The following is an 18,967-nucleotide window of genomic DNA, read 5'->3' on the forward strand; positions in this document are numbered from 1 at the left end:
CCGCTATGAAACTGCGCTTCCTTGGTGGTGCCGGCACGGTCACTGGCTCACGCTATCTGCTCTCGGACGAGCGCCATCGATTACTGGTGGACTGTGGTATGTATCAAGGGGTGAAAACCCTTCGCCGTAGGAACTGGGCGAGGTTTCCAGTCGATCCGTCCTCTGTTGATGCAGTCGTTCTCACTCATGCACATATAGACCACTCCGGTTACCTTCCAGCCCTGGTCAAGAATGGCTTCAAGGGAAAGATCTACTGCACGAAGGCCACGCACGAGCTTTGCAGGGTGCTACTTCCTGATGCCGGTTTCCTACAGGAGGAGGACGCCAAGTATGCTTTTCGGAAGAAGTTTTCGAAGCATGAAAAGCCCGAGCCCCTGTTCACCGAGAAAGATGCCTGGGAAGCATTAAAGCACTTCGAGTCGCTGCACTATCACGAGGCATTCGAACCAGTGAAGGGTTTTGAAGTGCAGTTCACTCCGGCCGGCCACATTCTTGGCTCATCCTGTGTGCACGTTACTCACAGTAGCTCTGCTCGAAGCGTGGTTTTCAGTGGTGATGTGGGTCGCCAGAACGACATCATCATGCGACCACCGGAGCCCATCAACCATGCGGATGTGCTGGTTTGTGAGTCTACCTATGGCAATCGCGTGCATGGGGAATCGAACCCCGAGGCAGAGTTGGCAGATATCATCACGAAAACCGCCGGCCGTGGGGGTATTGTGCTTATGCCGGCGTTCGCCGTGGGGCGGGCCCAGATGCTTCTCTATGTCGTGCACAAGTTAATGGGCGAGGGAAAAATTCCCAAGCTTCCTGTGTACCTGAACAGCCCTATGGCAATCAAAGCCACTGAGATCTTCTGCAGACATCATAAAGAGCACAAGCTAAGCGGTGCCGACTGTGAGCTGATTGATGACAAAACCGAATTTGTCCGCACTGTCGAAGCGTCGATTGAGCTGGATGCCGTGCGTTATCCCTGTATTATCATTTCGGCCAGCGGTATGGCCTCCGGTGGGCGGGTGCTCCATCATCTCAAGAGCCTGCTTCCGAACTACCGGAACAGTGTTGTCTTTGCCGGATTCCAGGCCCCGGGGACCCGGGGGGACGCTCTTGTTAATGGAGCCGACAAGGTCAAGATCCATGGGGAATACTGGCCGGTAAAGGCAGAGATTTACAGCCTGGATTCCATGAGTGCTCATGGCGATTACAAGGAAATTCTGAATTGGCTCGAGCAGGGCAGTCTGAAGCCGCAGAAGGTTTACATCACCCATGGCGAAATGGTTGCCAGTGATACAATGAGAAAACACATCGCAGAAACGTTCGGTTGGGATGCTGAAGTACCCGAGTTGTTTGAAGAGGTGGAAATCTGACATGCACTACAGCTCAATACTGCCGGATGTTATCAAAGTGGCGGACGAGGCTAGCGAGAGAGTCCTGCACATATACCAGTCAGACTTCAAGGTAAGCTACAAGGCAGACGAGTCACCCATTACAGCTGCGGATACTGCGGCCCATGACATCATCACCCGCGGTTTGCGCACAATAAGTCGAGACATTCCCATTCTTTCCGAGGAGGGCAAGGAAGTTCCCTGGGAAGAGCGTAAACACTGGCGTCGGTTCTGGCTGGTGGACCCTGTCGACGGTACCAAGGATTTCACTCAGCGTACCGGTGAGTTCACCGTCAACATCGCGATGGTTGAGGACGGTGAGCCGGTTATGGGTGTGGTGATAGCTCCGGCTCTGAAAGAAGCGTACTGGGGTGTGGCCGGTGAGGGCGCCCACATGCGCGACCGCACCGGAAGAGTTCACCGAATTCGGGTGGCGGAGCCCAAGGATGTAAAGCGCGTGGTGGCTAGCAAGAATCACTTAAACGCGGAAACCAGAGCGTTTATCGATGAACTCGGCGAGCATGAACTCGTGCAGGCCGGCAGTTCGCTCAAGTTCTGCCGTATCGCAGAAGGTCACGCCGACATTTATCCGCGATTGGGGCCGACGTGTGAGTGGGATACAGGAGCAGCGCAAGCTGTGCTGGTGGCAGCTGGCGGCAAAGTGCTAACTCTGGAAGGGAAGCGGCTTAAATATGGTAAGCAAGATGTGTTAAATCCGTATTTTATCGCGGCTGGCGGCTGGTACAGTACACAGGCATGACATGGTACGCGCTTCAATATAAACCTGCGCAAGGTGACAGGGCTCTGCAGCATCTGCACAATCAGGGCATAACCTGCTTCTTCCCAAAAATCACAGTCGAGAAGATTCGGGCTGGCAAACGGGTGAAGAAGCTTGAGCCACTGTTTCCCGGATATCTGTTCGTGAATCTGGAGCAATCCGACCCGATGTGGGCAAAGCTTCGTTCAACCCGAGGTGTTCTGAAAGTCGTTGGTTTTGCGAACAAGCCCACCTCGATCTGCGATGAGGTAATAAGGCATATTAAAGTCAGCCCGGATTCCGTGGCGGAGCAGGGTGGTATCAAACCCGGTCAGGCAGTCTATCTTAGCGAAGGCCCATTTGAGGGTATCCATGCAATATTTCAGGCATATGACGGCGAAGAGCGGGCAATCGTATTAATCAACTTTATGCAGAAGCGGCAGAGTATAAAAGTGCCGGTCTCTGGAATAACAAGGTAAGAGCTGAATGGCAGAAAATAACGAAAAGTCACGACCGCCATACGACGATGAAATCAGTCTGGTGGACTTGGCCTCGACCTTTTTAAGGCGCCGCCGGGTCTTTTATGCAGTGTTTCTTCTGACATTGCTTACCGGGGTCGTTTACGCACTCGTGATGCCTCAGAAGTATGAGTTTGTCAGTCTGGTGAAGCTTGCTGAACGGGGTGCCGGTAATACTATTGAGAAGCCCGCCCTGGTTATCGCAACCCTGGAGAATCGTTGGCTGCCTGATTATCGCGCTGCCTATAGTGATGAGTATGAAGAACAAATGCCCATGGAGGTGCAGTTCGAGAATCCGGAGAACACAAGCTTTGTCCGGATTGTCTCTGAGGCTCCTCAGGCCGAGGTCGTATTCGTCAAGGAGATTCACTCTTCACTGATTGCGCAGCTTGAAAAGTCTCAGGCATTAGCAGTCTCGAATCTCAGCCAGAGCCTGAAAGCGCAAATGGAGTCGCTTTCCTCAAGCATTGAAATGCTAAGGGGTACGCAAGATGCAGGAGCCGCTATCGCAGCTGCCGTCGAGAAGCGGCTCTCGCTGGAGTCGACGCTCAAGTCCATTCAGGCTACGGAGACTCTGGCGCTAGCTCGGCAAGCTCTGGAGCCTGCCGGGCCTGCACGCAGCCTGATCATTATGTTGTCTGGCATGCTGGGACTGATCGCGGGAGTCTTTTTCGCGTTTTTCGCCGAGTTCGCTAGCCTGGTAAGAGCTCAGATGATCGATAATTAAACGTTTCACTTGCAACTTCAAAGCTTCAACAATTCTTTACCCTGCTATCCCTCTGAAAACCAATGTGTCAGACTTTTTGTCACTTGCTTGTCACATGCATTGCCGTAGAATCGTCACGCTTCTGAAACAGTTCATTCATCTACCGGCAAGGATACAGTTGGGAGTCAGTTGTCCCCTTCCTTTTGCCTGTTTCCTGTCGTTTTTCAGATAATTTTATCCTATGACCTTAAAACACTGGGCCTTGGTCGGTGGGGCGGTAGCGTGTCTGACAAGTGTTTCCCTCCCCGCGGCCCCCTGGCTTGAGCCGGGAGACTCGCGGGCGCGATTTGCGGCCCAGAAACTGGCAGACCGAGGCCATATGGATCGCACTATCAGCACTTGGCCAATGATGTGGAGTACGGTCTACAGTGGCCTGGAGGACAGCGTCAGCGCTGACCAGGCTTCCGTGGGCTCCGCTGCTGCCTACCTGCGCTTCGAAAAGGAACAGCAGGGTCAGCAGGGTTTTCGGGGCGAATACAGCCTCTATGGCAGCAGCGAAATACCTGGCGTTCGCGGTTTTGATCAGAATCCACTTGCGAAAGCTGGCACGGCGATCAACCTCCAGTGGCAGGGCGAAGTCTGGGCCTTGGGACTCAAGCCCGCGTACGCCCATGAAAGCGATGATGACGAAGAGCTTCGGCAGCTGCGGGATGCAAAGCGGGAGAAACTATTGCCAGGGTTGTTGAAGCAGCTTCGCATCCAGGCAACGCCCCTTGAGCCTGCTTCGTTTGTCACCATTTCCGGTGAAGTTCGCTATCCGGGCGAATACCCCATCCCTGAGAACGGCGGGCTCGCGGATGTTATTGCTCTCGCTGGAGGCCTGAAAGACTCAGCATCCCTGTTTTCGGCGGAACTGGCCAGATCGGAGCTTGCAGAGGAGGGTGACCGCAGAGTGACCACCCGCCAGATTGCATTGGCGGATGTAATGGCTGGCGAAACGCGGCAAACACTTCAAAGCCGTGATTCTATCCTGATTCAGCCCACTCCAGATTTGACAAACAATACCGAATCACCCTTTCTGGTGAGGTACGCTACCCGGGAGAGTAAACCTTTGGTGGAGGGGAGACTCTGAGGGATGTCATTCTCCGCGCGGGCGGGCTGACTGAGAACGCATTCCCGAAAGGAGCCGTGTTCACCGGTCAGAAGCTTCGCCGGTTGGAGGCTCAGCGCCTGCAAGAGGCTGAAGAACGCCTGCAAGGTTACCTTCTGGGTGTCCAGCTCCAGGGCGACACCTTCGGTGGGCAGAACGCCCAGCGGGTGCAGCAGGTTCAGGGCTTGTTGGAAGACGTTCAGAACAGCCATCCTGTAGGTCGCATGGTGATCGACCTTGCTGCCGTTATGCAGGATGAAGGGTATCAGAGCATTCGCCTTCAGGATGGCGACACCCTGAGCATTCCGAACACACCGCAGTCGGTTTCGGTATTCGGGGAAGTACAGTTTCCTACCAATCATTTGCATCAGGCCGGTTTGAGTGTGGATGATTACTGGAACGCTCCGGCGGCCCAACCCGGCAGGCGGATGACAGCAGAGCCTACGTTGTGAAGGCAGACGGTTCCGTAATGCTGCCCGAGAAAAGCCGCTGGTTTGGTGGCCGCAGCCAGCAACTGGAACCGGGAGACGCGATCATCATGCCGATCGATGTGGACCGTCTGAATCAACTCGAACTGTGGAGCAACGTAAGTCAAATCGTCTACCAGATGGCGTTGGGCGCAGCTGCAGTAGGGAATTTGTGATGAATCAGGTGCTCCACAACCGAGACCTTCCCAGCGAAGAGATGGATCTTCGAGAACTTTTTTCAGCCTTTTGGGAAGGAAAATGGATAATTCTGATAATTTCCGTGAGCTGCATCGTTGGGGGAGCGATCTACGCGCTCAAGCTTCCAAACGAGTATCAGGCCACTGCGCTTCTGGCCCCGGCGCAGAATGAAGATGGATCGAGAATTTCCGGCCAGCTTAGCGGCCTGGCAAGCCTTGCGGGGGTCACCCTCGGAGGGGGCGACGCCAATAAAACAACCATTGCCAAGGAAGTTATGCTATCCCGTGCATTTCTTGGGGACTTCATTACTCGTCACGAGATAGCAGTGCCTTTAATGGCGGCTAAGAGCTGGAATACAGGTGGTGGAGAATGGGTCTACGATAGAGCACTATACAGCGCAGAGAGAAACGAATGGCTTCTGGACGAGAATGGAGAAAGTCTTGCGCCATCAACCTGGGACCTGGTGAAAGCGTTTCGTGAGCAACTTACGATAAGCGAGAACAAAGACAACGGGATGATTACCGTTGCACTTACGGGCCTTTCACCAAACGCAGCCGCAGCCTGGCTCAGATGGCTTCTAGAAGACATAAGCGAGCATATGCGGGCGCAGGATATCAGTGATGCTGAATCGAGCGTAGCCTACCTTGAAGAGAAGCTTGAAGAGACCAGTATAGCGGGAATGCAGCAGGTCTTTTACCAGCTTATCGAGCAAGAAACCCGAACGATCATGTTAGCCAATGCTCAGCGCGAGTATGTATTCAAAGTGATAGATCCTCCCCTGGCGCCGCAGGAAAAGGCGGGCCCAAAGCGAGGTTTAATCGTTCTTTTGGCAGGGATGTTGGGGCTGATGTTGGCAACTATAATTATCTTTTTTCGTGTTGTGCTTAAAACAGGCAGGACAACCAGTAATCAACAGGAACTATCTGGCGAATAACTCATGTTGGAAAACTCTACTATTCTCGTAACCGGCGGTACTGGCTCTTTTGGCCATAAATTCATCCCTTTGACGCTGGAAAAATACAATCCCAAAAAAATAATAGTGTTTTCTCGGGATGAAATGAAACAGTGGGAAATGGCTAAGCTGTTTCAAGGAGATGACCGTCTACGTTTCTTTATAGGCGATGTTCGAGACAGGGATCGCCTGTATCGGGCACTTGATGGCGTTGACTATGTTGTGCATGCAGCTGCCACGAAGATCGTACCTACCGCTGAGTACAACCCTTTTGAGTGTGTAAAAACAAACATTCACGGCGCAATGAATCTGATAGATGCCGCTATTGATAAAGGCGTTAAAGGCGTCGTTGCGCTCTCAACTGATAAAGCCAGCAGTCCTATCAATCTCTACGGTGCCACCAAGTTGGCCTCAGACAAGCTCTTTGTGGCTGGCAACTCGTATTCTGGTGGACATGAGACCAAATTTTCTGTGGTGCGATACGGTAACGTCATGGGGTCTCGCGGCTCGGTGATACCCTTCTTCATGTCTATCAAAGAAAAAGGCGTGTTGCCTATAACCGACCCGCGCATGACACGCTTTATGATCAGTCTGGAACAAGGCGTAGAGTTGGTCTGGCATGCATTCGAAGACATGGTGGGTGGCGAGATTTATGTCAAAAAGATACCGTCCATGAAGGTAACGGACCTCGCGCAAGTGGTTGCTCCGGATGCAAAGCAGGAAGTGGTTGGAATTCGCCCGGGTGAAAAACTGCATGAACAGATGATCGGTGCCGAGGATTCCTACTTCACGTATGAATACCCCGAGCATTTTAAAATTTTGCCCAACATTAACGATTGGGGAACATGCGAAAGCCGAATCAAGGACGGTAAGAGAGTGCCCGAAGGCTTTGTCTATTCAAGCGACAATAATTCGGAATGGATGACTGAAGAAGAACTTCAGGCTTGGATTGATCGTCATAACAACGAAATTGGAAAGATCTGAAAATGATTCCCTACGGCAAGCAAGATATCACTCAGGCCGACATTGACTCTGTGCTTGACGTGCTCCGGTCGGACTTTCTGACTCAAGGCCCGAAGGTGCCGGAGTTTGAATCAAAGGTAGCTGAACATGTAGGTGCCAAGCATGCGTTGGCCGTGAACAGTGCAACCTCGGCCTTACACATTGCTTGTCTGAGTCTGGGGTTGGGGCCGGGTGACTGGCTGTGGACATCGCCCGTTACGTTCGTGGCATCTGCCAATTGCGCTCTTTATTGTGGAGCAAAGGTCGATTTCATTGATATAGACCCGAAAACCTACAATCTTTGTCCCCAGGCATTGGCTCGCAAACTTGAGAAGGCGGAAGAAGAAGGCCGACTTCCGAAGGTCGTGGTTGCCGTTCACCTTTGTGGTCAACCCTGTGCGATGTCTGAGATTCATCAGCTTAGTAAACGTTATGGATTCAGGATTATTGAGGATGCGTCGCACGCAATCGGAGGCAAATACAAGGGTGAATTCATCGGGGCCAACCGTTACGGCGACATCACGGTTTTCAGTTTCCATCCGGTAAAGATCATTACCACCGCCGAAGGTGGTATGGCGCTTACCAATGATGATGACCTGGCAAGCCGTATGAATCTTCTCCGGAGTCATGGAATTACCCGAGATTCCGGCCTGATGACTCAGGAACCTGACGGTCCTTGGTATTACCAGCAAATCGAGTTGGGATTCAATTACCGCATGACCGAGCTACAGGCCGCAATGGGTGTCAGCCAGATGGATCGGCTTGACGATTTTGTGGCTCGCAGGCACGAGCTTGCTCAGCGCTACGACGACATGTTGGCGGATTTTCCAGTAATCACACCCTGGCAGCGCCCTGACAGTTACTCCGGTTTGCATTTGTATGTGATCCGATTGAAGCTGGACGATATCCGTGCATCTCACCGAGAAGTATTCGAATCGCTTCGTCAGTGCGGCATAGGAGTCAACCTGCACTATATTCCAGTCCATATCCAACCTTATTATCAGGAAATGGGCTTCCAGGCTGATGATTTTCCACAAGCCATGTCATATTACCGGGAAGCTATCAGTCTGCCGATGTTTCAAGGAATGACCTGTGAGCAGCAAGACCAGGTCATTGAAGCACTGAAGCTGTCGCTGGTATGAAAGTCAGGTTGTGTTTGCAGGCGCGAACAAACTCATCGCGTCTCCCAGCAAAAATCCTGCTACCGGTAGGCGGGATCCCTCTTATCGTTCTGGCAGCGCTGCGTGCTGGTAATACTGGCCACCCGGTTACGGTTTTGACCTCTCGTGAGGCTTCGGACGATTTATTATGTGACGTGCTGTCGAGATGGAATATTTCCTACTACAGGGGTGATTTGACGAATACCCTCAAACGTTTTGTCGATTCCACAGAAGAGCTCGATGATGAGCATGTGGTTGTTCGTCTGACTGGTGACAATGTGTTCCCGGACGGCGAATTCATTGATGAGATGCTTGCAGATTTTCAGTCCAGAAACCTACCGTATCTTGGCTGTGGTGGTGAAAAATCCGGGCTTCCTTATGGCGTAAGCGCGGAGATTACCAGGGTTGGCTATCTCAGGGAGGCCAAGGAAGAGTCCGAGTCTCCGTTCGACCGGGAACATGTTACGCCGTGGATTATTGAAAAATATGGCCGCTCCACCTTTGAGAAGTATCGCACGCTTGGCATGTCTCACTATCGGTGTACCGTTGACACCCTGGACGACTATCTGAGGGTTGCTCAATTATTTGGGAGTCTGGCTGTGCCGGAAGAAACACCTCTTGGGACTCTTCTGGATAAGCTGAAGAGTGAGTCTGGTGACATTGTGACGCACAGAGCGGCCAGCAGGCTTGTTCTGGGCACCGCACAGTTCGGTTTGAACTACGGTATTGCCAACAAGACCGGCCGGCCCCATCAGGATGTGGTAACAGATCTGGTGCAAACCGCTATCCGCAATGGTGTCCAGTTTCTTGATACTGCTCGAGCCTATGGGAAGAGTGAGAAAGTACTGAAAAGTGCGCTAGCGGGAGGTTGGTGCTCCAGAGCGACCGTAATGACCAAGCTGTCACCAATGGATGACTGCCCAGATGACGCCTCGCCCGAGGTAGTGGCGGCATTCGTGGAACGAAGCGTATTCGAATCCTGTACCTCCCTGGGTGTGTCAAGGCTTGATGTTTTGATGCTACACAGAGCCTCACACTTGACCGCTTGGAACGGCGGCGTCTTGGCTAACCTGGATCAGCTCAAGAATAGCGGGCTCATCGAAAAGCTGGGTGTTTCGGTGCAGTCCCCTGAAGAGGCCATGAGCGCCCTCGAGTATGATGCGGTTTCGGTTCTTCAGATGCCTTTCAACATACTGGATTTCCGCTGGGAATCAGTGATCGCCCGGATCGCTGAAGTGCGCAGGCAACGCAGCCTGACTGTGCATGTTCGCAGCGCACTCTTGCAGGGTTTGTTGACGACAGCCCAGACTGGCTTGTGGAAGAGGGCCAAGTGTAAGAGCCCGAATAAGGTGATCGCCTGGCTCCACCAAAGGGCCAATCAGCACTGCGATGGCGATGTGGTGGAGTTATGCCTGCGTTTTGCCATCTCTCAAGAGTGGGCGGATGGAGTTGTGCTTGGTCTGGACACGAAGAGCCAACTGCTTCAAAACCTGAAGATTGTTGAAAAAGACAAGTGGCCGGCCGATCTATTAAGAGAAATGGTAGAAAACCGCCCCTCTGTCCCAGCAGAAACGCTTGATCCTGCTAAATGGGAAAAAACCAATGCCTGATATGCAGAGAAAGCTATCCCTCGAAGGTAAGAACGTTTTAGTAACAGGTGCAACTGGGTATCTCGGGCGAGCAATGGTTCTAGGATTGTCAGAGCTGGGAGCTCGAACCTTCGTCAATGGCCGGGATCGTTCAAGCGTTTCGAGACTTGTTGAAGAGTTGCGAGCTGCGGATTTGGTTGCGGAGCCGGCTGTGTTCGATATCAATAATGAAGCGGCTGTTCAGGCATGGTTTGAAGAAATCGGTGATATGCCATTGCATGGCCTCGTTAACAACGCCTACGCAGGCGGAGCTGGCTCGATAGAAACATCTTCTGATACGGAGTTTCGAAACAGCTACGAGATTGCGCTGGTCTCTGCGAACAGGTTGCTTCGCGAAGCTTTGCCCAGCCTGCGAACTGCGGTAAGTGAAACGGGCGCGGCCTCAGTTGTGAACATTGGGTCAATGTACGGAATAGTCAGCCCGGACCACCGGATATATCCCGGCAAACACGCGGTTAATCCCCCATTTTACGGTTCTGCGAAAGCTGCACTCATTCAGTGGACACGTTATGCCGCTTGTGAGTTCGGCGCTGAGGGGATCAGGGTGAATGCAGTTTCCCCTGGGCCCTTTCCTTCCTCTTCTGTACAGGCCTCCAATCCCAAGTTTGTGGAAACCTTGGCAGGCAAAGTTCCCATGGGAAGAATTGGGCAGGCCGACGAGCTCCAGGGGCCCTTATCATTTTTGATTTCTGATGCTTCAAGCTTTGTGAATGGAGCCAATCTGGTCGTAGATGGAGGATGGACGTGCTGGTAGCGTTTCGCGCTGACGCGTCAGTCCAAATTGGTACCGGCCACGTCATGCGCTGCCTGACCCTCGCTGACGAGCTTGCAGGTCTGGGGCATCATTGTCTTTTTATTTGTCGCGATCACGAGGGGCATTTAGGGGAACTGATCCAGAGAAAGGGGTTCGAGTTATGCATGCTGAAGAATCACGTTGGTCTCTGTAGTGAATCGGGCGAAACCGGAGATAGCCAATATTCGGAGTGGTTGGGAGTTTCCTGGGAAAAAGATAGCAAAGAAACGCAGGAGCTGCTTGCAGGGAGAAAGGCATCTTGGGTGGTTGTAGATCACTACGCACTAGATGTTCGTTGGGAGCGTGAAATAGCTGAGCATTCTGAACAGATTATGGTGATTGACGACCTAGCGGATCGTGAGCACGACTGCGCAGTATTGCTTGATCAGAACCTCGGACGTTTTCATAGGGACTATAATGGGCTGGTACCTTCACAAACCCTGCGTCTAATCGGGCCGCACTATGCGTTACTGCGCTCAGAGTTCCATGAGCTTCGGGGTGAATTTCTAGAGCGACGGCAAGCGATGCAATGCCGCCGGATTCTAATTTCGCTGGGTGGGGTGGATCAAACCAACGTTACAAGCCAGGTATTGTCCGCGCTAGAATCCTCTTCGTTACCTTCCTCAGCGAAGCTGGACATTGTGTTGAGCTCCTCTGCACCCGCGCTTGAGGAAGTTAGATATAAAGCAGTGCATTCCCGATTCGAAGTAGCGGTAAATGTGAACGTGACCAATATGGCGGAGCGAATGTGCTGGGCGGATCTTTCTATTGGGGCCGCAGGTAGCACATCCTGGGAGCGGTGTTGTTTGGGGCTTCCGGCTGTGCTGGTAGTCCTTGCTCAGAATCAGGTAGCCGGTGCAGCAGCCTTGGAAGCATCTGGCGCTGCAATAAAGATTGATGACACGAAGCAGCTTCACGAAGCCTTTCGTTCCTTATGGGCGGCACTTTCCGATCCCAGCCGGCTCGAGCGGATGAGTAAGGCGGCCGCCGCCATCACTGATGGCTTGGGCGTGTCCCGAGTTGTTCAAGCAATGAATGTGGCAGGCAGTAGAGATCAGTGACGTATCAGACTCTTCGACCAATGACCGAGAAAGACCTTGAGCGGATCTTGCAGTGGCGCAATCATTCAGAAGTGCGACGCTACATGTACACTACTCATGAGATTTGCCTGGAAGAACATCGCAAGTGGTTCATTAATGCAAGTACAAACCCAGCCATAGAACTTCTTATCTATGAGAAAAATGGGGAAGCGCAAGGTTTCGTTAATATAACCCGTTCACGTTGCTCGGAAGTGGCGGACTGGGGGTTTTACTTGTCGCCGGACGCTCCGAAAGGTAGCGGCGAGGATTTGGGCCGAGGTGCACTCAACTATGCGTTCGCTCAGCTAGGTCTGCACAAGGTATGTGGGCAAGCGCTCGGTTTTAATATGCGTTCGATTGCCTTTCATAAGCGATTGGGATTTATCGAGGAAGGTCGTCTGCGTGATCAGCATTTTGATGGCAACCAATTTCACGATGTCGTGTGTTTTGGTCTTCTGAATCGCGAATGGCAAGCACAGCCTAAGGATTGAACAATGAACGAACCCAAGCTCACAATCGCCGGCCGGGAAATTTCCCATCATCAGCCGCCGTACGTCATCGCTGAGCTTTCAGCCAACCACAACGGAAAACTGGAAACCGCGCTGAATATTGTCGAAGAAGCGGCGAAGGCAGGTGCGGATGCTGTTAAGCTGCAAACTTACCGTCCAGATACCATCACGTTGGATTCCGATGCAGAGGAATTCAGGATTAAAGGCGGTCTTTGGGATGGTCGAACGCTCTACGAGCTATATGAAGAAGCACATATGCCTTGGGATTGGCATAAACCATTGTTTGATCATGCTCGAAAGATCGGCATACCGATTTTTAGTTCTCCATTCGACACATCTGCTGTCGATCTCCTTGAGGATCTCAATGCTCCCGCTTATAAAATTGCGTCCTTTGAGGCCGTAGACTTGCCTTTGATTCGATACGTTGCGGCGACCGGCAAGCCTATGATTATTTCTACGGGTATGGCCGACGCAGAGGAGATTGAAGAGGCTATCAATGCAGCTCGAGATGGCGGCTGTGAAGAGTTGGCAATCTTGCACTGTGTGAGCGGATACCCTGCTCCTGCAGAGGATTATAACCTTGAAACTATTCGAGACATGATCGAACGATTCGGTTTGGTAACTGGCCTTTCGGATCACACCTTAGATAATACCACAGCAATCGCGAGTGTAGTGCTTGGTGCATCGATCATTGAAAAACACTTCACCCTTGATCGCAAAGGCGGCGGGCCAGACGATAGCTTCTCCCTGGAACCAACTGAGCTTGCCGCGTTGTGTCGGGATAGTAAGGTTGCGTGGCGAGCTGTCGGAGAGGTTGATTATGGGCGGAAATCAAGTGAGCAGGGGAATGCTCAATTTAGACGCTCGTTGTATTTTGTAAGAAGTATGAAAAAGGGAGAAACGATTACAGAAGATTGTATCCGAAGCGTTAGACCAGGATTCGGAATGGCTCCCAAATTTAAAGAAACGCTGATTGGAAAAAAGGTTAATGTTGATGTTAAGGAAATGACTGCAGTTCAAAATTCCATGATCTCCGGGAAATAAGGAAGCTTCAATAGTGCAATTCTCGGTTGGTTTAGGCACTCAAACGAGGGCATTTTTCCCTGCGCTAATCCTGTATGCCTCAACGCTGTTCTTTGCCAGTTATTTTGTTGAAGTTGCACTTCTCTCAATATTTCTTGTCGTTTCCTTAGTAATAAACGCCAATTCGGCTGGCCTGAAAATTAAAAGGCTACCTTTTGAATTAGTAACGTTATTATCTGCCTATGTCATACTGTCAATAATTTACGTTTTCTGGAAAAGTGATCATAGTTTAGTTGGCTCAAACCCAGTGTTAGGTGTGACTTTATTAACTATAATGGTAGTGTCGTCTGGGCTTTTGAGTAAAGATGTGCTTTACGTTTTTCTTATTCTATGTGCTTTTGAGTCCATTTTGGCAGTTGGCCAGTATATATCTGGAACTCCCTATTTCTTTGATGCCCAGCTTGTGGGTCGTGAATCCCTGAACTCTTCGGATATCTATGGCCTTTACAGTGAGAAGGTTTTAGGTCTTGGCTATTCCTCAACCCAACTATCTGCAAAAATAATCTTCGCGCTTTGCGCTTTTATTGGGAAAGGAGGAAAGCCAAGCACCGCACTTCTTGCTATTTTAATGGCTGGGAGTTTGGTCACCTTCTCCAGAGCGGGCGTTTTATCATTATCGATTATTGTATTTTATTTATTTTACGCTCGTGGGTTGATTCATAAATTTTTTGCTGTTACTTCGGCTGTTTTGGTTTTAATACTCTTCTATAATTATTTAGAAACCATCTTTTTGAAAAATAATGAATTTTCTTCAATTTTTAGTGGAGAGCTAGATTTTTCTGTGATTCTGACAGGTAGGCTTGATATTTGGCGCCAAGCCTGGGATTTTTGGTTGCACAATTTTGTTTTTGGCGGTGTCGGAGTTTCTCAAGCGTTTGAGAAGGTAAATGGAGAGGCAAATGCACACAATACCTTTCTTTATATTTTGAGTAAGGGGGGGATATTTCTATTAATTCCCTATTTGCTTATTATGATCGCAATTGCAAGGAAAGTGCCTTTCTTAGTTTTTATTTCCTTGTTGTTATTTTCAACGTTTGGATCAATGTTCGGGTCATATCTATCTTATTATGAAGTGATAATTTTTTCGCTTCTCTATCCTTCCGGTAAGGGCAGGTCAATTAGCATGAATAAGATCGATACGGTTGAGGTTCAGTCGCTGCGCAATGTTCAAGCTTGAACGTCAATAAAGGTTCACGCATGAATCTTCGGATTTTAGATAGAAAGGTATTGGCTTTTGTTGCACATATTGCACTGGGTGGACTTTGGTCGGCATTGATTCTTATTGTGCGCTACTTTTATCCCGAAGAGCTGAAAAGCGCAATCTCCATTCAAGCAATTTTTGTATTTTTTAGTTTTCTTTTTTCGTTCGGTTTTTCTACTTTGGTACGTTTGCTGGTCTATGAAAAGAAGACAAGGCTAGTGAAGGATGTAATTTTACTCAATGCATTAATGCAAGTTTTAATTTCAGCACTATCGATGTTTTTCTCCAACGAGCTTGCGTTGGGTTTAGCAATGAGTTCTGCTTATAACGTCTTCTTCATTTTTGTCAATGTTTCTATATCTCTTCGGTCTTATGCCTTTGCGACCCTCTATTGTTGTCTCTGTTCATTGGTAATAGTTTTGGCAATGGGCTGTTATATTTTTTTAGGGGAATTTTATGTAGTTATTTCGGTTATAATTATTAATTTTTTAATACTGCTAATTTTGTTGAAAAAATGGCAGTCCAGTTCCCTCGAGTCAAAGTTGGCTTTACTGACGTCGTGGAGGGAGGTTGCGAGGGGGCCAGTTCTTTTGTTTTCGTCTTTTCCTTTACGCGTCTCCATTCTTGCTCTGGGCACGTATTTTGGAGGTTCCAGCTCTACTGAAATTCAGAGTATCATGTACGCGGATGCTTTGGTCTTTTTCGGCATCGCTAGTATTCTTGCCGGTAGATTCTTTCTGTTCAATGAAAGAGGCTTGTCTGCATTGGCAGAAAGGAGTATCGGATCTTTTGTTTTATATCAAGCGATGATCGGTCTTCCTTTTTTGGTATACGGCTATTTCGTGCTTAATGTAGACTGGGTTTACCTTGTTCCAGTCGTTTCCCTGTACTCTGTTAGAGAGATTTATGGACTACATGCTACGTTCTTGAGAGGGAAGGAAAGGTATCGTTTGGTTGTCTCGTACGGTAGCATAGCTGTTCTTGCGTTTATTTTGGGAAGATATTTCGAAGATTTTTGGCCGTTGGCAATATCTTGCTTTTTCTTTCCGATATATTACATTGTTTTAAATCCCTTGAAGAGGTCTAAAAGTGGCTCAATTGCTAAAGCGCGCTGACAGCGAGGGAAAGAAAGGGATAGTGTTAATCTCTCACAGAGAGCTCCCCTTTTTGCAGTTGGCGGAACGTTTGAATTTAAGTTGTTTCAAAACTCTCTCCGATAACTTTAAGATAATTCTTCATATAGGCTGGTATCATCAAAAATTTTACTGCCCAAAATGGTTGGATTGTTTGATTACTTCCCCGTCTAATCTCGGAGAGATAAGAAGAAACGGCGCGTGCTTTAGAAATATTTGTAGCAGGGATGTGCTTCCATCAGAGTTCTCTCTGAACCAAAAGGATTCGAAGAGATACGACTGTGTATATATTTGCAATAACTCCAGAAACAAAAGAGCCAGAGAGTTTTTTGAGCTAGTGAAAGCGATGCCTGACAAAAAATTTGCTTTTGTCTTGAGCTACCCTGATAACGCTGATCCGGTAAAATTTGACTCGCGTTTACCTGCAGAGATCCGTCAATATCAAGAGTCTTTGGGTGATAAGTCGAATTTAGACTTCTTTGATGCCAAGCACACCGAATCCGGGTACGCGCTTTCCAGAAGTGATATTGCCGGAATTCTCAATCAATCTAAAATTTATGTACACATGTGCCGGCGCGAGGGGGAGTCAAGAAGTCTCGGTGAAGCTTTGGCATGCGGTTGCCACCTTGCTTTGCACTCAGATTTTGTTGGTGGCGCCACAGATATCTGTAATAAAGATAATTCTATTCGGTTTTCCACCAGTTCCGATTTAGAAACGCAAATAAGATCTGTTTTGGAATCCGGTGTGGATAGTGAAAAAAACGCAGCGGAGTATGCTGAGATTCGTTCTCGTACGTTAATTCAGCTGAGAAGCCTTCTGCGGGAATACGGTATGGACCAAACTGAAATAGATGAGCTGTTCTTGCAGGATTTGTCCATGGTTCTTCCTGGGCACACTTCGCCTCAGTTTCCACGGGCCAAATATACGGGAAATGCTGATATAACGGATATTAATGAGTTTTGTGGTTTTTTGAAGCTCTGTGGAATTGAGGTGGAGCCTTCGAAGTTAAGGTTCTTCGAATTTGCCCTACGGATGCGCTCCTTGCTAGTTAATTTGGCCCAGTCCATTAAGTCCAGAAAAGTCTTTTAATCATAACCAATATGCAAAAAAATTTTCTGAAGCGTAGTTCTGAGAACTATTTCGAAACCACGTCGAAATTGAATTACGATCTGGCTTCTACCAAGTGGCGTCAATTGGAGAAAACCTCTAAGAGCAAACTTCCAAGTGCTCTAGAAGGCATTTTAAGGCTGTTTGCGAAATTGATCGGGTCATTTAAGTATCGTCAATATCCGGCTATTAAATCGGATGTTGTTTTTGTTGTGGGGTCCAGGAACAATTTTAAGGCCCTTGACCCGGTGCGGCGTTCTCTCGGTTCAGCTTCTGTGATTGGTTATAATGGTAATACTTCGCTTGACGAACATATACCAGAGCTTTGGTTTTATCTTTCGTCTCTTATTCATCTTCCGAAATTTCTGTTAGCTTACCTGGCTTGTGATGATAGGTATGTTCGGTGGACCATGAGGTGTCGTATTGACCGTTATCTGCTTGCTTTCTCGTCAGTGCGAATCTGGACGGGAATATTGAAAAGATCGAGCTGTAAAGTCCTGGTAATTTCCAACGATCACGTTGTTTGGTCGCGGTCCGCGATTTATGCCGCAAAAGACCTTGGCATAAAGACGGTCTTTATTCCTCACGCGCCGACGGGCGAGCACCCCCCCGATCTTATCTTTGACTTCGCACTGTTTGACGGTGTGCATCAATATCAAAAATATCGTTACGATCCCCAGTCCTCCACGAGATGCGCGGTTATAGGTGCGATTCGATACGAGCGGTTTGTATCTGTATCTGACCAGGTTGGGAATGGCGTTTTGGTGTGCTTCAACTCTATTGATAGCGAAAAATTTGTTCACAGGATCATTTCTGAGCTAGCGAAGCTAAGTCCGGACCGTCCAATCTTCATTCGACCACACCCGGCTGACCTTCGAAGGCATCAGATGATGGAGTCGCTTGCTGGCCAGTTTGGTCTTCATTATTGCCGCCCAGAAAGCGATATCATCGACCAATTGCGGAAGGTGAAAGTCGTTTTTGCTGGGCTGTCCGGGGTGCATGTCGACGGCATTATGGCTGGCAGAAAAGCAGTTACTTTGGAAGAGTGGTATGAAGGTGATTACTATGGCCTCAAGAGGGCAGGGCTTCTGTCAGTGGTTGGGAGTATTTCTGATTTGACTGAAATGTTGGCTGAAGGGACACCGGAATCAGCCTCAGTTGAGGCTTTAGCAGCGTTGAACTGGCATAAATCAGGCCGTTCCCCGCTTCCCTCATACTCAGCTGCTCGCCTGATTGAAGGTATTGCCCGTGGCGCGGTCACTTTGGAGGAGCAGGTTGTAGAAATCCCTCCCTCCCGGCTGAAGTTTCAAGACGACCTTGGGGTGCACTATGCCTATGAGATTTAGTTCCATGAAAATGGTTGTTAAAGATATTGTAAGCGACATGGATCTTTTCATTCGCTCGTTCCGTTCTCCTGCACAAAGGCAAGCACTTCGAGAGTTGCGTCTAGAAGGTGTTCAGTTGGTCGGTTCCATACTAGATCAGGAAGATTGTTTGCAACTGCGCGATGAAATTGACCGCTACGTTATTGACGGGGGAGTGAAGGTTTGGACTGATGACTTAAACAGCGACAAGCGGATCTATGGGTTCGAATTGGTCTCAGAGTCGTTTTCGAGATTATTTGATGTTGATAAGCTTAGGAGAGTTGGCGAGGCCTACTTGGGAAAAAAAATAGTGTCGTATTTTGCGCTAGCTGCCCGTCTAGATGCAGTGCCGGGAAATATCGGCTCTGGAGGTGGATGGCACCGAGACTCGGCTTTTAGTCATCAGTTTAAAGTAATTGTATATCTGGATAACGTGTCGGAACTCAACGGCCCATTTCAGTATTTGTCCCGCTCACACCTGACTCGCTCAAAGATGAAGGATTTTGGTATATCTGGCTCAGGGGCTACTCGGTTTAAACCTGGCGAAATTGTTCATCTTGAAGATCAGCTCAGAACAGTTACCGGATCTGCTGGTGACGCTCTGTACGTTGATACTCGCGGGGTCCATCGGGGTAAGCCGATTGAACACGGCACTCGATATGCAATCACGTTCTATTTTTGGACAAAAGAGCCTCCCCGGTCGAAATTTGAACAATACCTTCAAGCTGGTATGTCTACATTCAATTAGTATTG

The 18,967-nt window shown here is 49.3% G+C and carries 20 protein-coding genes; all 20 read left to right on the forward strand.

All coding sequences use genetic code 11. From position 1 onward, the window contains the following. Nucleotides 1-5: 5 nt before the first annotated feature. The 20 genes from CFB02_RS02885 (at nt 6) to CFB02_RS02970 (ending at nt 18,962) form a co-directional block, all read left to right on the forward strand. A complete protein-coding gene (locus tag CFB02_RS02885; RefSeq protein ID WP_088556798.1) occupies nt 6-1,367 on the forward strand; it encodes an MBL fold metallo-hydrolase in 1,362 nt (453 codons plus the stop codon). 1 nt (nt 1,368) lies between these two features. Further along, complete coding sequence (gene cysQ, locus CFB02_RS02890) at nt 1,369-2,145, forward strand: 3'(2'),5'-bisphosphate nucleotidase CysQ (protein ID WP_088556799.1); 777 nt, start codon at nt 1,369-1,371, stop codon at nt 2,143-2,145. After that, nucleotides 2,142-2,621: a transcription/translation regulatory transformer protein RfaH gene (gene rfaH, locus CFB02_RS02895; protein WP_088556800.1), complete on the forward strand. Its 480-nt coding sequence runs from the start codon at nt 2,142-2,144 to the stop codon at nt 2,619-2,621. Before cysQ ends, rfaH begins: the two co-directional genes overlap by 4 nt. A gap of 7 nt (nt 2,622-2,628) precedes the next feature. Then, on the forward strand, nt 2,629-3,387 hold the full coding sequence (locus CFB02_RS02900; RefSeq protein WP_088556801.1) for a Wzz/FepE/Etk N-terminal domain-containing protein: 759 nt from the start codon (nt 2,629-2,631) through the stop codon (nt 3,385-3,387). Between the two features lie 385 nt (nt 3,388-3,772). Next, the gene (locus CFB02_RS18255) at nt 3,773-4,498 is read left to right on the forward strand and encodes an SLBB domain-containing protein (RefSeq protein ID WP_227519302.1); all 726 of its coding nucleotides are present in this window, start codon (nt 3,773-3,775) and stop codon (nt 4,496-4,498) included. Nucleotides 4,499-4,554: 56 nt separating this feature from the next. Next, entirely contained in the window at nt 4,555-4,968 is a 414-nt protein-coding gene (locus tag CFB02_RS18155) for a capsule biosynthesis GfcC family protein (protein WP_172835783.1), read from the forward strand. Then, nucleotides 4,965-5,159, forward strand: a complete 195-nt coding sequence (locus CFB02_RS18160; protein WP_172835784.1) for a hypothetical protein — start codon at nt 4,965-4,967, stop codon at nt 5,157-5,159. Before CFB02_RS18155 ends, CFB02_RS18160 begins: the two co-directional genes overlap by 4 nt. Then, nucleotides 5,159-6,115 carry a Wzz/FepE/Etk N-terminal domain-containing protein gene (locus tag CFB02_RS02910; protein WP_088556802.1) on the forward strand — a complete coding sequence of 319 codons (957 nt, stop codon included), beginning with the start codon at nt 5,159-5,161 and terminating at the stop codon, nt 6,113-6,115. The genes CFB02_RS18160 and CFB02_RS02910 overlap by 1 nt, the downstream gene beginning before the upstream one ends. Before the next feature lie 3 nt (nt 6,116-6,118). Continuing rightward, nucleotides 6,119-7,117, forward strand: coding sequence for a UDP-N-acetylglucosamine 4,6-dehydratase (inverting) (gene pseB, locus CFB02_RS02915; RefSeq protein WP_088556803.1), 999 nt, complete (start codon nt 6,119-6,121; stop codon nt 7,115-7,117). Nucleotides 7,118-7,119: 2 nt separating this feature from the next. Next, on the forward strand, nt 7,120-8,277 hold the full coding sequence (gene pseC / locus CFB02_RS02920) for a UDP-4-amino-4,6-dideoxy-N-acetyl-beta-L-altrosamine transaminase (protein ID WP_088556804.1): 1,158 nt from the start codon (nt 7,120-7,122) through the stop codon (nt 8,275-8,277). After that, the gene (locus tag CFB02_RS02925) at nt 8,274-9,905 is read left to right on the forward strand and encodes an aldo/keto reductase (RefSeq protein ID WP_088556805.1); all 1,632 of its coding nucleotides are present in this window, start codon (nt 8,274-8,276) and stop codon (nt 9,903-9,905) included. Before pseC ends, CFB02_RS02925 begins: the two co-directional genes overlap by 4 nt. After that, nucleotides 9,898-10,698 carry an SDR family NAD(P)-dependent oxidoreductase gene (locus CFB02_RS02930; protein WP_197694033.1) on the forward strand — a complete coding sequence of 267 codons (801 nt, stop codon included), beginning with the start codon at nt 9,898-9,900 and terminating at the stop codon, nt 10,696-10,698. Before CFB02_RS02925 ends, CFB02_RS02930 begins: the two co-directional genes overlap by 8 nt. Continuing rightward, entirely contained in the window at nt 10,689-11,798 is a 1,110-nt protein-coding gene (gene pseG / locus CFB02_RS02935; protein WP_088559145.1) for a UDP-2,4-diacetamido-2,4,6-trideoxy-beta-L-altropyranose hydrolase, read from the forward strand. The genes CFB02_RS02930 and pseG overlap by 10 nt, the downstream gene beginning before the upstream one ends. A gap of 20 nt (nt 11,799-11,818) precedes the next feature. Continuing rightward, nucleotides 11,819-12,307, forward strand: a complete 489-nt coding sequence (gene pseH, locus CFB02_RS02940; protein ID WP_088556806.1) for a UDP-4-amino-4,6-dideoxy-N-acetyl-beta-L-altrosamine N-acetyltransferase — start codon at nt 11,819-11,821, stop codon at nt 12,305-12,307. Between the two features lie 3 nt (nt 12,308-12,310). Further along, complete coding sequence (pseI, locus tag CFB02_RS02945; RefSeq protein ID WP_088556807.1) at nt 12,311-13,369, forward strand: pseudaminic acid synthase; 1,059 nt, start codon at nt 12,311-12,313, stop codon at nt 13,367-13,369. Between the two features lie 13 nt (nt 13,370-13,382). Then, nucleotides 13,383-14,585: an O-antigen ligase family protein gene (locus CFB02_RS02950; RefSeq protein ID WP_088556808.1), complete on the forward strand. Its 1,203-nt coding sequence runs from the start codon at nt 13,383-13,385 to the stop codon at nt 14,583-14,585. A gap of 20 nt (nt 14,586-14,605) precedes the next feature. Then, nucleotides 14,606-15,724: a hypothetical protein gene (locus CFB02_RS02955; RefSeq protein ID WP_088556809.1), complete on the forward strand. Its 1,119-nt coding sequence runs from the start codon at nt 14,606-14,608 to the stop codon at nt 15,722-15,724. Between the two features lie 364 nt (nt 15,725-16,088). Continuing rightward, complete coding sequence (locus tag CFB02_RS02960; RefSeq protein ID WP_157677783.1) at nt 16,089-16,832, forward strand: glycosyltransferase; 744 nt, start codon at nt 16,089-16,091, stop codon at nt 16,830-16,832. Nucleotides 16,833-16,843: 11 nt separating this feature from the next. Then, a complete protein-coding gene (locus CFB02_RS02965) occupies nt 16,844-18,196 on the forward strand; it encodes a hypothetical protein (RefSeq protein ID WP_088556811.1) in 1,353 nt (450 codons plus the stop codon). A gap of 4 nt (nt 18,197-18,200) precedes the next feature. Further along, nucleotides 18,201-18,962: a phytanoyl-CoA dioxygenase family protein gene (locus CFB02_RS02970; protein WP_157677784.1), complete on the forward strand. Its 762-nt coding sequence runs from the start codon at nt 18,201-18,203 to the stop codon at nt 18,960-18,962. Nucleotides 18,963-18,967 lie beyond the last annotated feature (5 nt).

It is taken from the genome of Marinobacter sp. es.042 (genome assembly GCF_900188315.1).
GTDB lineage: Bacteria > Pseudomonadota > Gammaproteobacteria > Pseudomonadales > Oleiphilaceae > Marinobacter.

Excerpts from the sequence above, each read along its gene's own strand:
- CFB02_RS02885 (WP_088556798.1), top strand. The coding sequence starts at position 6 with ATGAAACTGCGCTTCCTTGGTGGTGCCGGCACGGTCACTGGCTCACGC.
- cysQ (WP_088556799.1), top strand. The coding sequence starts at position 1,369 with ATGCACTACAGCTCAATACTGCCGGATGTTATCAAAGTGGCGGACGAG.
- rfaH (WP_088556800.1), top strand. The coding sequence starts at position 2,142 with ATGACATGGTACGCGCTTCAATATAAACCTGCGCAAGGTGACAGGGCT.
- CFB02_RS02900 (WP_088556801.1), top strand. The coding sequence starts at position 2,629 with ATGGCAGAAAATAACGAAAAGTCACGACCGCCATACGACGATGAAATC.
- CFB02_RS18255 (WP_227519302.1), top strand. The coding sequence starts at position 3,773 with ATGATGTGGAGTACGGTCTACAGTGGCCTGGAGGACAGCGTCAGCGCT.
- CFB02_RS02910 (WP_088556802.1), top strand. The coding sequence starts at position 5,159 with ATGAATCAGGTGCTCCACAACCGAGACCTTCCCAGCGAAGAGATGGAT.
- pseB (WP_088556803.1), top strand. The coding sequence starts at position 6,119 with ATGTTGGAAAACTCTACTATTCTCGTAACCGGCGGTACTGGCTCTTTT.
- pseC (WP_088556804.1), top strand. The coding sequence starts at position 7,120 with ATGATTCCCTACGGCAAGCAAGATATCACTCAGGCCGACATTGACTCT.
- CFB02_RS02925 (WP_088556805.1), top strand. The coding sequence starts at position 8,274 with ATGAAAGTCAGGTTGTGTTTGCAGGCGCGAACAAACTCATCGCGTCTC.
- CFB02_RS02930 (WP_197694033.1), top strand. The coding sequence starts at position 9,898 with ATGCCTGATATGCAGAGAAAGCTATCCCTCGAAGGTAAGAACGTTTTA.
- pseH (WP_088556806.1), top strand. The coding sequence starts at position 11,819 with ATGACCGAGAAAGACCTTGAGCGGATCTTGCAGTGGCGCAATCATTCA.
- pseI (WP_088556807.1), top strand. The coding sequence starts at position 12,311 with ATGAACGAACCCAAGCTCACAATCGCCGGCCGGGAAATTTCCCATCAT.
- CFB02_RS02955 (WP_088556809.1), top strand. The coding sequence starts at position 14,606 with ATGAATCTTCGGATTTTAGATAGAAAGGTATTGGCTTTTGTTGCACAT.
- CFB02_RS02960 (WP_157677783.1), top strand. The coding sequence starts at position 16,089 with ATGCCTGACAAAAAATTTGCTTTTGTCTTGAGCTACCCTGATAACGCT.
- CFB02_RS02965 (WP_088556811.1), top strand. The coding sequence starts at position 16,844 with ATGCAAAAAAATTTTCTGAAGCGTAGTTCTGAGAACTATTTCGAAACC.
- CFB02_RS02970 (WP_157677784.1), top strand. The coding sequence starts at position 18,201 with ATGAAAATGGTTGTTAAAGATATTGTAAGCGACATGGATCTTTTCATT.